This is a genomic window from Rossellomorea sp. ABR4_004 (assembly GCF_056159585.1).
This window is the reverse complement of record NZ_JBSWVM010000001.1, coordinates 1,011,472-1,027,251: the sequence shown is the minus strand read 5'-3', so window position 1 is coordinate 1,027,251 and position 15,780 is coordinate 1,011,472. Positions and strand designations below refer to the sequence as shown.

Sequence of the window (15,780 nt, the reverse complement as noted above, 5' to 3'; positions counted from 1 at the left end):
TATGAAAAAAAGCCTTTTTTTTAGTCTTTCACTGATGTTTATTCTCAACTACATATTTATCCCGTCACAGGCATCTGCTTATTCTTATGGGGATCCAGGGGAAGAGAAAATCGCTGAAGCGTATAAAGAGCTGGAGAACAGCTTAGAGAATGATGACTGGGATAACGCAAAGAAAATATATGATTCGTATGAAAAAGATTTTGAACTATATTTTTCAAAGGTGCAGCCCGATCTAAAAAAAGCTTTCGAGGAAAAAGACAAGGATCTTTTATTAGAAAGCTGGAGAGCAGCGTTGATGCTGAATATCGAAAGAAGACTGCATTTCGCTCAAGAGCAATTCGACGATTATGGGCAGGCGAAACTTCTTCTTGCTAAAGCGAGAGGGACGTTTAATGTATTGGAACCATTTGTTGTTGAAGAAAAAAGCCAGGAAGAGGCAGACAAGATGTATGCTGCATTCGATACTGCGTTAAATTCCTTGGGAAATCCCGGTTTGTTCGGGATTGGAAGCAAAGATAATGATCCTGAAGCTTTCGATAAAGAAGTTGAATCGATCATTAAAGAACTTCGACCGTTATTTCCGATTCCTTCTGAGAAAGCGGATGAAAGTCATCTGAACGAAGAGAATCTGGGATTTTTAGATGGGATAGGTGAAGGGGGAAGCTCAAGCTTCTGGCTCTACTTCTCACTAGCACTGGTCTTGATTCTAATTATACTGATTACGATCAATAAACGTAAAAATAAACAGTAGCACCGGGGTACGGGGTATCAAAGGGGGAAACAAAGTGGATTTTCAAGCATTTTTGATTACACTGAGAGAGTCTTTAGAAGCGATTCTGATTGTAGGGTTGATTCTATCTTATCTTACAAGATTAAAAGCAGACAAATATAAGAAATGGGTTTACGTAGGAGTATTGCTTGCCCTCGTATCCAGCTTTTTGGTTGCTCTACTGTTCCAGGTCGTCCTGACCGGGTTCTCGAGTTTTGGAGCTGAAGTTTACTTGAAGGTGGGGATCATGTTTGCATCCGTCTTCCTGCTGACTCATATGGTCGGCTGGATGAGGAAGCAGTCCAAAGGGATCAACACGGAAATGGAGAAGAAGATCAATGCCGCCTTAACGGCAGGCAGTGTATCAGCGATGATCATTCACTCATACTTGATCGTCCTTCGTGAAGGTGTCGAAACCGTATTTTTCTTCGCTGCCATCAGTGGAGGAGACGTTACGAAAGTATTCACAAGCTACGGGGCACTTAGTGGACTATTACTTGCCATGGTTCTTGGCTATGCGTTCTTCTCAGGTGCCATGAAATTCAAATTGAAAACATTCTTTAATGTGACAGGATTGCTGATTATGTTCATCGCAGCAGGGTTACTTGTTCAAGGAGTAGGGATTCTTCAGGATCTTGGGATCATGGGCTCCTTATATACAACAGCAGAAGGGAAACCTGATGAAGTATATAATCTTGTGGAGATTATGCCTGAGCACTTTCAAGATGAGCTTCACTATGAGAGAGACACAGGTAATGAGGTTCTGATCAGCGGTCAAGTCGGTCTGTTCATGGCGGCAATGTTCGGCTATAGCCACAATCCAACGATTGAACAAGTGCTTGCCTATTGGCTCTACTTCGGATTCGTATTCTTATGGATATACTTAATCCGAACGGATAAACTCATTAACCCTTTTAATCGAAAGTCCGTGCCTGCGGGGATGGAACAACAGAAAAAGACAATCAAAAAATCGGATGATGTGAAATCAATAAATGCTTAAACCCCCCTGAACCAACTCATGATTGGAAACCTTTCTAATAAAGCCTTACAATAGGCTAAGAAGGTTTTCAAACTGAGTTGGTTTTTATTTGGAGAGAAACAGGAGAAAAACAATGATTGATAAACATTTGGACAAATGGATGATAAGTATACTGGTTGTTTTCAGCCTGTACTTTATATACAGACTTATATTGCTTCCGCCCTATGCTTCAAGCTGGGACGAAGTTGATTATGCTCTCGGAGTCATCGAATTTGATTTATTGAAGATGCAGCCTCATTTTCCAGGCTATCCTTTTTTTATTTTCGGGGGAATGGTGGTTCACACCATTATTGATGACGCGGTTTTATCCCTTCAGCTTTTTAATACGATTTTGCTGGTTAGCTCAACTCTTCCTGTATATTGGCTGTTTGGCCATTACCTAGAGAGAAGAAAAGCCATCATTGCTACCCTATTACTATTTTCCCTTTCTTATCCGAGTGCGATGACCGTTCAAGCCATGAGTGAAGGTGCAGCTATCCCGGTATTATGGTGGTATTTATGGAGTCTGCACAGGGCTGTCATACTGAAGACGAAGAATGCGGCTGTTCTTCCCGTTCTCCTATTCGCCATTTTGATGGGAATACGATTATCCTATATCGCATTTGGTGTGGGGATTCTCTACTATTGGTTTGTGTTTTGGAAGGAGAGCGGCAGTGGTCCAGAAAAAGTGAAAGCCATCGCTTTTCATCTGATTCTTCTCATACTTTCTCAAGGAGTGTGGCTATCGGCACTGGCCGCCAATGCAGGGAGCCTCAAGACTCTGCTACAGATTGCCTTTGGTTTTACAGACGGACACTTTACGGAATGGGGAGGAACGGTAGAGCCCGATACAGGATTTTTTGAAAGGTTATGGAATTATATATATATCAATATAGGCTGGAACGGACTGTTGACACAATCACTTACTATTACGGTCATCACTGCGGTTCTATTTTTATTAAGTGTAAAAAATACTGGGAAGTGGTCTAAACCTGGTACAGGCACTGTATTGCTCCTTATTTCATTCGTCTCTTATTTTATCTGGGGATTATTTGCACAAAATATTGATAAACCGAGACATATTCTGCCTCTGGCCATATTAGTAGGATTTTTCTTGTTAATAGGATGGATGAAACATCTCAATACAATGAAGATCATCACCCTGAGCCTGTGGTTTATTTTGCATATAGGAACGAGTGTGGGTGTGTTGACCGATTATCACTCTTCTGCACCCGCCGTATACAAAACAGAGTCATACTTCTCAGAAAAAAATGAGGAAAGTCCGATTATGGTATACACATGGGAAGAAACAAGAGTATACTCCTATCTGGATGCACCTTACTCACATAAGCGAGTGTTAACCTATTCTCAATTCCTTCAAGACATTCAGCATATGGATAAAGAAATCTATCTGACCGGATCTGTGGTTAATGGATTCAAACAACAGGGTATTGAAAACCTTGATGAAAAAATAGAAAAAGTCCAAGTATCCCAATCACAGGAGCTATTCGATCCTGTTTATTCAACCATCACCGTCTATAAATGGACAGATAAGAAGGGAGAGAGTCGATGAACCCTACCATTACGAATAAATTAGCTCTATTACCGGATCAACCCGGTTGTTATTTAATGAAAGACAGACAAGGTACGATTATTTATGTGGGGAAAGCGAAAGTATTGAAGAATCGTGTGCGCTCTTATTTCACCGGTTCTCATGATGCAAAGACTCAACGGTTGGTAGGTGAAATTGAGGACTTCGAGTACATCATGACCTCATCGGATCTGGAAGCCCTGGTGCTTGAAATGAACCTGATCAAAAAATATGATCCTAAATACAATGTCATGCTAAAGGATGATAAAAGCTACCCGTTTATCAAGTTAACAAACGAGAGACATCCAAGACTTATTACGACCCGCAAAGTCCAAAGGGGTAAAGGGCGTTACTTTGGTCCGTATCCCAACGCAGGAGCCGCTAATGAAACAAAAAAGCTTCTGGATCGGCTGTATCCGTTACGAAAATGCACGACCCTTCCCGATCGTGCATGTCTTTACTATCATATGGGTCAATGTCTGGCTCCTTGTATCAAAGAAGTTAGTAAAGACACTTATAGAGAAATGACTGACGAAATTTCCAGGTTCCTGAATGGCGGATATAAAGATATCAAGAATCAATTAACGATGAAAATGAATGAAGCAGCAGAGAATCTGGAATTTGAGAGAGCGAAGGAATTCCGCGATCAAATCCTACACATTGAAGCGACAATGGAAAAGCAAAAGATGACCATGACCGATTTCACTGATCGGGATGTGTTCGGATATTCCGTTGACAAAGGCTGGATGTGTGTACAGGTATTCTTTGTGCGTCAAGGCAAGCTCATTGAACGAGATGTATCACTCTTTCCACTCTATAATGAACCCGAGGACGAATTTCTGACTTTCTTAGGTCAATTTTATTCGAAATCCAATCACTTTAAGCCAAAGGAACTTTTCTTGCCTGAGGAGATTGATGAAGAATTGGCGGCTAAGCTGATCGAGGTGAAAATCACCAAGCCTCAACGAGGAAAGAAGAAAGAGTTGGTCAAGCTTGCCGAAAAGAATGCCAAACAGGCACTTGAAGAAAAGTTCGCCTTGATTGAAAGAGATGAAGAACGGACGATTAAAGCGATCGAACGTCTCGGAGAGCATATGGGCATTTATACTCCTTTCCGGATTGAAGCATTTGATAACTCAAATATTCAGGGTTCGGATCCTGTGTCTGCGATGATCGTTTTCCTGGACGGGAAACCTGCGAAGAAAGAGTATCGAAAGTATAAGATTAAGACCGTCAAGGGGCCAGATGATTATGACTCCATGCGGGAGGTCGTACGCAGACGGTATTCGAGAGTATTAAAAGATGGACTTCCTTTACCCGATCTCATTATCATCGATGGGGGAAAAGGGCAGATTGAAGCGGCGAGGGATGTCATTGAGAATGAATTGGGGTTGGATATCCCACTTGGCGGCCTTGCGAAAGACGATAAGCACCAGACATCGGAACTGCTATATGGGAATCCATTGCAAATCGTTCCTCTTGAAAAGAGAAGCCAGGAATTCTACTTACTTCAGCGGATCCAGGATGAAGTCCACCGATTCGCCATCACGTTCCACAGACAGCTCAGAGGAAAAAGCGCATTCCAGTCCACCCTCGATGACATTGACGGCATAGGACCAAAGCGGAAAAAGCAGCTTCTCAAGCACTTTGGTTCCATGAAGAAGATGAAAGAAGCAACGGTGGAAGAGTTTATAGAGATAGGGATTCCGGAAGCCGTGGCTAAGGTATTGGCTGAGAAATTGAAGTAGGTAATTGTAGAAACAAGGAAGTATGTGCTTTCTTTTGATTGAGTTCATATTTAAAAGAGTGTTGTTTTTATAATGGTTTCTAAGTAACTTGTTGACTATGATAGTTGATTGTAGCGGAAGGTGCTCGACTCCTGCGGGAATAGCGTGAAAGTTGAGACCCCGCAGGGCGAAGCCCGAGGAGGCTCAACTCACGCCCCGCGGAAAGCGAGCACCTGTAGCGGAACTCAACCACTACTCGCTCCTACTAAATATCAAAAAGGTTTTCGATGTGAATCAAAAATAAAATGAATTTTATTTTGAATTGTGCATTGAATCACAATTTTTTGTGTGCTATAATTAACGAAAATTTATAACATTATCACTTTTTAAAGTGGTGATAGAGGTGCGAACTTCAAAAGTACAGGTAAAGAGGAGTATGAGCTCTGCTGAGATGCCTGGAAAGGGGAGAGTCGCCGAAGTGGTTTTGGTCTCATGCTGATTCCGCTGGTTCTACGTTTAAGAAATGTAGGATTGTCAAGATGATTCAATCTTGGAGAGCTATCTCACAATGCCCATGAACCTATTTAGTATGTTCTGCTGTATGTTCATAAAGCAATGAGATATTATTCTCATTGCTTTTTTTATTATCCAGCGCAGGTGTTGAACCTGTTCCATGAACGTTTAGGATGATTTGTGATTGTACTCTTCACCATCAAAGAATGAGTCTTAATCAAGCACTCGAGTGAGAAAGAGGGAGAAGCAGTGAGTATTATTGTTCAAAAATTCGGTGGGACTTCAGTAGGGTCTGTGGAAAGAATTCAAAATGTTGCGTCAAGAATCGCAGAAGAAAAAGAAAGAGGAAATGATGTTGTGGTCGTGGTATCCGCGATGGGGAAAACGACGGATACACTCGTTGGATTGGCGAGGGAAATTACATCGCAACCAAGTAAGAGAGAAATGGATATGCTTCTCTCTACTGGAGAGCAAGTGACCATTTCGCTCCTCACGATGGCCCTGATTCAATCCGGACATGATGCCATCTCATTCACAGGCTGGCAGGCCGGGATCGAGACGGAATCCGTTCACAGCAATGCGAGGATCACCAATATTCATACTGAAAAGATGGTGAGTCACCTTCAATCGGGAAGAGTGGTGATCGTAGCGGGATTCCAAGGCATGACGGAATCGGGGGAAATTACAACACTCGGTCGTGGCGGATCGGATACAACCGCCGTTGCGATCGCGGCTGCTCTGAAAGCAGAGCGCTGTGATATTTATACAGATGTAGACGGGGTATACACAACGGACCCGCGTTATATTAAAGGAGCAAGGAAATTACCGTCCATTTCATATGATGAAATGTTGGAACTCGCTAATTTAGGGGCTGGAGTCCTGCATCCACGGGCAGTGGAATTTGCCAAGAATTATCAAATTCCTTTAGAAGTCAGATCCAGTATTGAAAAAATTGAAGGAACGTATATTGAGGAGGAAGCAAGCATGGAACAAAACCTGATCGTGAGGGGCGTAGCATTTGAAGGTGAAATCATCCGTGTAACTGTATTTGGACTAGGAAACGCATTAACGGGACTATCTTCAGTGTTTACCACCTTAGCCAAAAATCACCTGAATGTAGATATTATCATTCAAAGCCAAACCGATCAGAATACGACCAATTTATCATTCTCTATTAAAGAACAAGACCTGGATGAAACCCTTGCTGTTCTGGAACGAAACAAAGAGCAATTAGGCTTTACCCATGTTGAGCATGAAAGTGAGCTTGCAAAAGTCTCGATCGTTGGCTCCGGTATGATCTCAAATCCAGGGGTGGCAGCGGAAATGTTCGAAGTGTTAGCTCAAAACGACATTGTGGTGAAAATGGTCAGTACGTCTGAAATCAAAGTATCTGCTGTCGTAGACGAGGAAAATATGCAAAAAGCAGCAGGCGTCCTACATACTGCATTTAACCTGGACGCGGTGAAAATGGAAGAAATCACGTTATAATACTAATGGAGCAGTAAGCGGAACAAGTGAAAAAGGGTTGCCCCGTCATGGGCAACCCTTTATTAGAGTATGAGTATGAAAAGGATGTGGATAAGGATTATTCTACTTTGTCTTTCTCGTCCCATCTTACAATCACTTTCACTGAATGACTCCGTTTATGTAGTTCGTCGGCAGCCTCTGCCACACATTTCTTTTGTAACTGTACTTGTTCGGCTAGAAAGCCCGTTTCCAGTTTGAATGTTACATCCGACTTTAAAGCAAGGCGTCGTTCTAACACCGGACCGCTTATTTCAAAGGTCATCTCATTCTTTTTTTGTTCCAGCAGTGTAAGGGTTCCCCAGCCGGCTTCAGCGAAAAACGATATCAGTTCCTCTGATGACTGAAGGGGGAATTTCCGAGAGAGCTGTTTTCCACCCCAGTATAGTATATCGGGTGTATGCTTTCCTAAAATTTCTGGAATCAATATGTCGCGTAACATTTCATATCCGAAGATTGGAACGGACGGTTGATGTACTTCTTCTTTTTTCTGTTCCAAGTAAATCCCCTCTTTCTATAAAACTATTATATACATGAAAAGGGGATTTATCATCCCATACCTTGAAAAATGACCTTGGGATATTTTGGTGATATAATTTTTATTTGATATTTATTTGAATTTTCGAACATTTAACGTGGCAATACCTCATCTTTTCTGTTATCAATAAATTGAAAATATTTTTGCGGTATTGTCGAAATTATGTATACGTTTTCTTGACGCTTCCACTCCTTGGGAGTAAAATGGACATGTCACATTATTGTTACAATATAAAATATGTATCGTCGTCTAATCATTCTTAAAAATTCATTAGAAAACGAATTCATATTTTATCATTAAGGGGGGTAAATCATGGCTGGAAATCGAGAATTTAATTATCGCAGGCTTCATTCATTGCTAGGTGTTATTCCAGTTGGATTATTTTTAACACAACATTTAGTCGTGAACCATTTTGCCACTGGCGGGGAAGAATCATTTAACCAGGCGGCACACTTCATGGAAAGTTTACCTTTCCGTTATATCCTTGAAATTTTTATCATCTTCCTTCCATTGTATTTCCATGCAATCTACGGAATTTACATTGCGTTCACTTCTAAGAACAATGCAAGTAAGTTTGGTTATTTCCGTAACTGGATGTTTTTACTTCAACGTGTATCTGGAGTAATCACATTCATTTTTGTTACTTGGCATGTATGGGAAACAAGGGTAGCAGCAGCATTTGGGGCTGAAGTGAACTTTCAAATGATGGAAAACATCTTATCGAATCCATTTATGCTAGGATTTTATGTGCTGGGTGTCCTTTCCACGATCTTCCACTTTGCGAATGGTTTATGGTCATTCTGCGTGAGCTGGGGAATTACAGTTTCACCTCGTTCTCAATTAATTGCTACATATGTTACGATCGGAATCTTTGTAGCGTTATCGGTTGTCGGTATGCGTGCAATTTTCGCCTTCGTATAAGAAGAAATAGATACGAGTCTAATAGATTAAATAAGTGCTCTCGAAGTATGGTAGGAAAAGGAGTGAGTCACGATGAGTAAAGGCAAAATCATCGTTGTCGGTGGCGGTTTAGCCGGCCTGATGGCCACAATTAAAGCAGCAGAAAAAGGAACGCAAGTAGATTTATTCTCTCTGGTACCCGTTAAGCGTTCTCACTCTGTATGTGCACAAGGTGGTATTAACGGAGCCGTTAATACCAAGGGAGAAGGAGACTCTCCTTGGGAACATTTTGATGATACAGTGTATGGTGGGGATTTCTTAGCGAATCAACCGCCTGTTAAAGCAATGACTGAAGCAGCACCTGGAATTATTCATTTACTCGATCGTATGGGCGTAATGTTTAATCGTACACCGGAAGGCTTACTGGACTTCCGTCGTTTCGGTGGAACACAGCATCATAGAACAGCTTTCGCTGGTGCTACGACTGGTCAACAATTATTGTATGCCTTGGACGAGCAGGTTCGTCGTCATGAAGTAGCTGGGCTAGTGAATAAGTTCGAAGGTTGGGAATTCCTTGGAGTCGTGGTGGATGACGAAGGAGTGGCAAGAGGAATCGTTGCTCAAAACCTTCAAACGATGGAAATTAAATCATTCGCAGCTGATGCCGTGATCATGGCAACTGGAGGCCCTGGAATTATCTTCGGTAAATCCACGAACTCTGTCATTAATACAGGTTCAGCCGCATCGATCGTCTATCAACAAGGTGCTTATTATGCAAATGGTGAGTTCATTCAAATTCACCCGACAGCCATTCCTGGGGACGATAAGCTTCGCCTCATGAGTGAATCGGCCCGTGGTGAAGGTGGACGAGTCTGGACATATAAAGATGGAAAGCCTTGGTACTTCCTTGAAGAGAAGTATCCTGCATATGGAAACCTTGTACCACGTGATATCGCCACACGTGAAATCTTTGATGTGTGCGTAAACCAGAAGCTAGGTATTAACGGTGAAAACATGGTTTACCTGGACCTTTCTCATAAAGATTCGAAAGAGCTCGACATTAAGCTTGGCGGGATCATCGAAATCTATGAGAAGTTCATGGGTGATGACCCACGTAAAGTACCAATGAAAATTTTCCCTGCGGTTCACTATTCAATGGGTGGACTATGGGTGGATTATGATCAAATGACCAATATCCCTGGTTTATTCGCTGCCGGTGAGTGTGATTATTCTCAGCACGGAGGTAACCGCTTAGGAGCGAATTCATTACTATCCGCTATATATGGTGGTATGGTTGCAGGTCCTAATGCTATTAAATATATTGCAGGGCTTGAGAAAACGGTTGAATCCGTACCTTCTTCTTTATTCGACCGCTATGTAAAACAGGAAGAAGAAAAATGGAACAACATCATGTCCATGAATGGTACTGAGAATGCCTATGTCATTCATAAAGAACTTGGTGAGTGGATGACGGATAACGTGACCGTTGTACGTCATAACGATAAGCTGAAACAGACAGATGAAAAAATCCAGGAATTAATGGAACGTTACCAAAACATCAATATCAATGACACGGCTAAATGGAGCAATCAGGGGGCAACATTCACACGTCAATTGTGGAACATGCTGCAACTTGCCCGTGTTATTACAATCGGTGCTTTAAATCGTAACGAGAGCCGAGGAGCTCACTATAAACCTGACTTCCCTGAACGTAATGATGAAGAATTCCTGAAAACAACAATGGCTAAATTCAATGCTGCAACGAATTCACCTGAATTCCATTACGAGGAAGTAGATACTTCACTGATTGCACCACGGAAGCGTGACTATTCTAAGAAAAAAGGGGGAAATAAATGATGAGTGAAAACAAAAGAGTCCGTTTTATCATTACTCGTCAAGATGGCCCGGAAACAGCCCCTTTCCAAGAAGAGTTCGAGCTTGATTACCGTCCGAATATGAACGTTATTTCTGCACTGATGGAAATCCGTCGTAATCCGGTCAATGCAAAAGGGGAACATACTACTCCGATTAACTGGGATATGAACTGTTTGGAAGAAGTATGTGGAGCTTGTTCAATGGTGATCAACGGGAAACCAAGACAGTCTTGTACCGCTTTAGTTGATCAATTGGAACAACCGATCCGCTTGGAGCCTATGCGTACTTTCCCTGTTGTTCGTGACCTGCAGGTAGACCGCAGCCGCATGTTCGACAGCCTAAAGAAAGTAAAAGCATGGATTCCGATTGATGGAACATACGATCTTGGTCCGGGACCTCGTATGCCTGAGAAGAAACGACAGTGGGCATATGAATTATCGAAGTGTATGACTTGCGGTGTTTGTTTGGAAGCATGTCCTAACGTAAATAGTAAGTCTGATTTCATCGGTCCTGCCCCGTTATCTCAAGTCCGCTTGTTCAATGCCCATCCAACGGGTGCCATGAATCAGGATGAGCGTCTGGAGTCGATCATGGGTGACGGAGGCCTTGCAAACTGCGGGAACTCTCAAAACTGTGTTCAATCATGTCCTAAGGGGATTCCTCTAACGACTTCGATTGCAGCACTGAACAGAGAGACAACTTTCCAAATGTTTAAAAACTTCTTCGGAAGCGACCATATGGTTGATTAACAGGTAAACAAAAAACACTTTCCTTTGGGAAAGTGTTTTTTTGCTTTTGAGGTTTCTTATTTTTCAGAAAAAGCTTATAATAATGAATGATCATTCATTTACATATTCTATATTCATTTCCCAAAAGGAGGAGCCAATTTGAAGCATTTTACATACATTGAAGATATAGTAACATGGCAAAAAGAATTTTCGTTTTCAATCCATATAAAAGTTCGGTTTTCCGAGACTGATATGTTTGGACATATGAACAATACAATTCCATTCACTTATTTCGAAGAAGCTAGAATCGAATTTTTTAAACACAAAGGGTTTATGCAAAACTGGGTAAAACCTGAACACGATACGATTCCTGTCGTTGCGGATTTACAATGTGATTTTGTCAAACAAGTATTCTTCGACGAACAGCTCAAGGTGTGTGTAAAGGCGAATAGTGTGGGGAAATCTTCAGTGGATTTACACTATATGGGTCTGAATGAAAAAGAAGAGGTTTGCTTTACAGGTAGAGGAACCATGGTCCAAATATCAAAACAGACCGGAAAAGGTGTCCCTTGGACGGAAGAAATGAAGGCAAAGCTTGATTGCAAAAGGGCGGTTTCCAGCTCATCGTAGTGTGTTATAAAAACCGTTGCCTATTTTTCATTTAACTTTCTCCTCTATGTCACTCTAAACCCTCCCTTCACATATGATATTCTGACGACCAACAATACCCATCCCCGCGGTTTAAAGCTGGCGAAGGCAAGGAGGGTTACCATAATTGAAGGACAATGATTTTACACACAAACCGTTGCTCACCAAAAGAGAAAAAGAAGTATTCGAACTGTTAGTTCAAGACAAAACAACTAAAGAAATAGCTAGTGATCTATTTATTAGCGAGAAAACAGTTCGAAATCATATTTCCAACGCCATGCAAAAGCTTGGAGTGAAGGGGCGATCTCAAGCTGTTGTAGAGCTTCTTCGCATGGGGGAACTCAAGCTTTAAATGTAAGGGACTGATTCTAATGCCAAACAATTAACGGGTCTTCCGCGGATACCTATTAATGTTTGAATGAGAGTCAGTCTCTTTTAGTTCCGGACCATTTGCGAACTTGTCTTGAATTTTCATCCGAAAAAGGCGAAAATGCTAGTAGGGGAAGTCTAGGCTGAAAGAATGGCCGCTTTTGTCCCATAATATAATAGAAGCTAAAACAGGAAGGTCTTATGTGATCGATTCCGGTTTACAATAAGGAGTACAAGTCCAGTTTCTGATTTTAAAAGGAGAGTAATCATGACGAATTCTAAAGAAATCATTGGAGAACTACAAGTTGTTGCAGATATAGAAAAAGACCTGCGCTACATATCATCAATCATTAAACAAAAAGGAAGGGAAATATTAAGTCAATACACCATCACTCCGCCCCAGTTCATCGCGCTGCAGTGGCTATTTGAATATGGTGACATGACCATTGGTGATCTCTCGAATAAAATGTACCTTGCCTGCAGCACCACAACCGATCTCGTTGATAGAATGGAGAAAAATCAGTTGGTGGAACGTGTGAAGGATGAAAATGATCGCAGGGTCGTCCGAATTCATATGCTAAAAGAGGGCGAAAGAATTATTGAAGAAGTCATCAATAAAAGGCAAAATTATTTACAGAGTGTCCTGACGGATTTCTCCGAACAAGAAGTGTTACTATTGAAAGGTAATTTGGCAAAGCTTCATCAAGAAATGAAAACAGAATGAGGGAATAAACGTGATTCAACCAATTGGCATCATTGATTCTGGGGTAGGTGGGCTTACCGTTGCCAGAGAAGTGATGCGTCAGCTACCGAAAGAGACCATCTACTATCTTGGTGACACAGCCCGTTGTCCCTATGGACCCAGAACAGCTCAAGAAGTGAAAGCATTCACATGGGAAATGACCCAATATCTAATGCAATATGATATGAAAATGCTGATCATCGCATGTAATACCGCCACTGCGGTTGTGCTGGATGAAATTCAGACCCATTTGGACATCCCGGTCATAGGCGTCATTCACCCTGGGGCCAGAGCGGCAATCAAGCATACTCATAATAAGAGAATCGGTGTCCTTGGAACAGTGGGGACGATTAATAGCGGTGCCTATGTAGAAGCGCTCCACTCCCTGCACGGCAGCTTGGATGTCACGTCACTGGCCTGTCCGAAATTTGTCCCTTTAGTAGAGAGTGGGGAATACAATAGCTCCATGGCGGACGAAATTGTAGAAGAGACTCTCCGCCCTATTAAAAATACGGATATCGATACGTTGATTCTGGGGTGCACCCACTACCCGCTATTGCAACCTAAGATCAAAGCCTACTTGGGTCGGGAGATCAGTGTAATAAGCTCCGGAGATGAAACGGCACGGGAAGTAAGTACAATTCTTGATTATTACAATCTCCTATACAGGGGAGTACAAAAGCCTGAACACCGCTTTTTCAACACAGGGTCTTCGGCCATCTTTTCACGCATTGCCTCCGATTGGCTGACAGTTGGAGAAGTGAAAGCTGAAACCATTCGATTACAGGATTAGTATCTTGTGATCGGGTGGTTCTTTTATTTTCAAAAAGTTTCGGTCTATTTTAAAGAGCGGGCTCGTATATATATTAGTACAAACTGTCTTTTAGGAGGTTTCCCAATGGCAAAAAAAGCAAAGGTGTCTATTGCTGTAACGGTTTTAGCTTCTTCTGTATATCTTTCAGGTTGTGGGTTACTTAGTTTCGGTGATGATAAAGAGAAAATCGATCCTCCTCAAGACCTATCCTACTTAAAAGAAGGGGAGAAAGTGGATACGGCTAAAGGAGAAGACGCAGAAAAAGAGGTGAGCAAGGAAGAAGCTAATGCAGAAACGGTCATGACAGAGCTTTATTTGATCGACAAAAATGGATATGTTGTCTCACAATCACTGCCGCTCCCAGGTGAAGAAAGTGTGGCTAAACAAGCCCTTGAGTATCTGGTCGTAAATGGACCGGTTCAAAATGTGCTGCCGAATGGTTTTAGAGCCGTTCTTCCGGCAGATACGCAAGTGACGGTCGATATGAAAGACGGAACGGCCATTGCCGATTTCTCTCCTGAGTTCAATAACTACCAGCCAGAAGATGAGCAGAAAATTCTTCAATCCGTCACGTGGACGCTTACTCAATTTGAATCTGTTGAAAAAGTAGAGCTTAGAGTGAACGGATATCCACTGACTGAAATGCCTGTTAACGGAACGCCGATTGATGAAAAAGGATTGACTAGAAAAGTCGGTATTAACGTAGATACTTCAGGCGTGGTGGATCCTACCAGTACAAAACCGTTAACGGTGTATTATGTATCCCAAACCGATGATAAATCGTATTACGTCCCTGTTACCAAGCGCGTGAGCTCAAATTCAGTGGATGAAGTCACCGCAGTTGTGAATGAATTGATTGACGGTCCAGGGTATTCCTCTTCGCTTGCAAGTGATTTTACAGGTGCGAAACTATTAGACGAACCGAAGCTTGAGGATGGAACCGTTACATTGAATTTTAATGAAGCAGTATATGGAAGCCTTGAAGAAAAAATGGTTTCTGAACATATGTTAAATTCTCTCGTTCTCTCTTTAACGGAGCAAAAAGGAATTAAAGGAGTCTCTGTTTTAGTGAATGGTGAAGCAACGGTAGTGTCTAAAGACGGCGAAGCCATCACAGAACCAGTGACAAGACCAGAAAATGTGAATGCAATTAGTTTTTAAATAACAATTTTTTGATATACTATTATAGAAGCATCCAAAAGAGGTTGGCATAATGCCGCCTCTTCTATTTTTGATTAGACCGTTTTTACATAACGTACGATAATACAGGAGGTAATGATATGAGAACAGATGGTAGAGAAAAGAATCAATTGCGGAATATTGAGATCGAAACTGATTATGTGAAACATCCGGAAGGATCCGTCCTTATAACGGTTGGAGAAACGAAAGTCATTTGTAATGCCAGCATCGAAGAACGAGTGCCTCCTTTTATGAGAAACAGTGGAAAAGGGTGGATCACGGCTGAATATTCCATGTTGCCAAGAGCAACGGAAACGAGAAACATTCGTGAGTCTTCTAAAGGGAAGGTTTCAGGAAGAACAATGGAAATTCAACGTCTGATTGGAAGGGCGTTAAGGTCTGTGGTCGATTTAGATGCTTTAGGAGAACGTACAATCTGGATTGATTGTGATGTCATTCAAGCTGACGGAGGGACGAGAACGGCTTCGATCACGGGAGCTTTCGTTGCTACTGCAATCGCGGTGGCCAAGCTTCAAGACAGCAAAAAAATCTCATCTTTTCCACTGAAAAGTTTCCTGGCAGCCACAAGTGTGGGGATTGTGGAAGAGCACGGGGCGGTTCTTGATTTGAATTATATTGAAGATAGCAGCGCATTAGTGGATATGAACATCATCATGACGGGTGAAGGGGAATTTGTAGAGCTGCAGGGAACAGGGGAAGAAGCGACCTTTACAATGGACCAATTGCATCAACTGTTAAAACTCGGGCAAGAAGGAATCCACGAGCTATTCCAAATTCAGCAGCAATCATTAGGTGAAATAGTAAAGAGATTTCAATAAAGGGGT

The 15,780-nt window shown here is 42.0% G+C and carries 15 protein-coding genes and 1 riboswitch; of the genes, 14 read left to right on the top strand and 1 reads right to left on the bottom strand.

The window, feature by feature from the left end; translation table 11 throughout:
• The first annotated feature begins 1 nt into the window (after nt 1).
• The 5 genes from ACXAF2_RS05550 to ACXAF2_RS05530 all read left to right on the top strand — a co-directional run bounded on the left by ACXAF2_RS05550 (nt 2) and on the right by ACXAF2_RS05530 (nt 7,106).
• A complete protein-coding gene (locus tag ACXAF2_RS05550; protein ID WP_475137700.1) occupies nt 2-751 on the top strand; it encodes a hypothetical protein in 750 nt (249 codons plus the stop codon).
• Between the two features lie 34 nt (nt 752-785).
• Entirely contained in the window at nt 786-1,769 is a 984-nt protein-coding gene (locus ACXAF2_RS05545) for an FTR1 family iron permease (RefSeq protein ID WP_475137699.1), read from the top strand.
• A 112-nt stretch (nt 1,770-1,881) separates the two neighbouring features.
• Complete coding sequence (locus ACXAF2_RS05540) at nt 1,882-3,360, top strand: hypothetical protein (RefSeq protein WP_475137698.1); 1,479 nt, start codon at nt 1,882-1,884, stop codon at nt 3,358-3,360.
• Nucleotides 3,357-5,126 (top strand): excinuclease ABC subunit UvrC, encoded by a 1,770-nt coding sequence (gene uvrC, locus ACXAF2_RS05535; protein WP_475137697.1) that lies wholly within the window; start codon nt 3,357-3,359, stop codon nt 5,124-5,126. Before ACXAF2_RS05540 ends, uvrC begins: the two co-directional genes overlap by 4 nt.
• Nucleotides 5,127-5,495: 369 nt before the next feature.
• A riboswitch (Lysine riboswitch) is annotated at nt 5,496-5,674 on the top strand.
• Between the two features lie 193 nt (nt 5,675-5,867).
• Nucleotides 5,868-7,106 (top strand): aspartate kinase, encoded by a 1,239-nt coding sequence (locus ACXAF2_RS05530; RefSeq protein WP_475137696.1) that lies wholly within the window; start codon nt 5,868-5,870, stop codon nt 7,104-7,106.
• Nucleotides 7,107-7,203: 97 nt separating this feature from the next.
• On the opposite strand, the gene ACXAF2_RS05525 is transcribed toward ACXAF2_RS05530, so the two are convergent.
• Entirely contained in the window at nt 7,204-7,641 is a 438-nt protein-coding gene (locus ACXAF2_RS05525; protein WP_262371960.1) for a YslB family protein, read from the bottom strand.
• A gap of 351 nt (nt 7,642-7,992) precedes the next feature.
• On the opposite strand from ACXAF2_RS05525, the gene ACXAF2_RS05520 reads away from it, so the two are divergent.
• The 9 genes from ACXAF2_RS05520 (at nt 7,993) to rph (ending at nt 15,774) form a co-directional block, all read left to right on the top strand.
• On the top strand, nt 7,993-8,601 hold the full coding sequence (locus ACXAF2_RS05520) for a succinate dehydrogenase cytochrome b558 subunit (RefSeq protein WP_148969863.1): 609 nt from the start codon (nt 7,993-7,995) through the stop codon (nt 8,599-8,601).
• Nucleotides 8,602-8,673: 72 nt separating this feature from the next.
• A complete protein-coding gene (sdhA, locus tag ACXAF2_RS05515) occupies nt 8,674-10,437 on the top strand; it encodes a succinate dehydrogenase flavoprotein subunit (protein WP_475137695.1) in 1,764 nt (587 codons plus the stop codon).
• Nucleotides 10,437-11,204 (top strand): succinate dehydrogenase iron-sulfur subunit, encoded by a 768-nt coding sequence (gene sdhB, locus ACXAF2_RS05510; RefSeq protein ID WP_148970048.1) that lies wholly within the window; start codon nt 10,437-10,439, stop codon nt 11,202-11,204. Before sdhA ends, sdhB begins: the two co-directional genes overlap by 1 nt.
• A gap of 138 nt (nt 11,205-11,342) precedes the next feature.
• The gene (locus ACXAF2_RS05505; protein ID WP_475137694.1) at nt 11,343-11,813 is read left to right on the top strand and encodes an acyl-CoA thioesterase; all 471 of its coding nucleotides are present in this window, start codon (nt 11,343-11,345) and stop codon (nt 11,811-11,813) included.
• 145 nt (nt 11,814-11,958) lie between these two features.
• Nucleotides 11,959-12,183 (top strand): helix-turn-helix domain-containing protein, encoded by a 225-nt coding sequence (locus ACXAF2_RS05500; RefSeq protein ID WP_032087424.1) that lies wholly within the window; start codon nt 11,959-11,961, stop codon nt 12,181-12,183.
• A gap of 285 nt (nt 12,184-12,468) precedes the next feature.
• Nucleotides 12,469-12,924 carry a MarR family winged helix-turn-helix transcriptional regulator gene (locus ACXAF2_RS05495; RefSeq protein WP_475137693.1) on the top strand — a complete coding sequence of 152 codons (456 nt, stop codon included), beginning with the start codon at nt 12,469-12,471 and terminating at the stop codon, nt 12,922-12,924.
• 10 nt (nt 12,925-12,934) lie between these two features.
• Entirely contained in the window at nt 12,935-13,735 is an 801-nt protein-coding gene (gene racE / locus ACXAF2_RS05490) for a glutamate racemase (protein WP_475137692.1), read from the top strand.
• A 105-nt stretch (nt 13,736-13,840) separates the two neighbouring features.
• Nucleotides 13,841-14,917, top strand: coding sequence for a GerMN domain-containing protein (locus ACXAF2_RS05485; protein WP_475137691.1), 1,077 nt, complete (start codon nt 13,841-13,843; stop codon nt 14,915-14,917).
• A 119-nt stretch (nt 14,918-15,036) separates the two neighbouring features.
• Complete coding sequence (rph, locus tag ACXAF2_RS05480) at nt 15,037-15,774, top strand: ribonuclease PH (RefSeq protein WP_148995891.1); 738 nt, start codon at nt 15,037-15,039, stop codon at nt 15,772-15,774.
• Nucleotides 15,775-15,780: the final 6 nt, after the last annotated feature.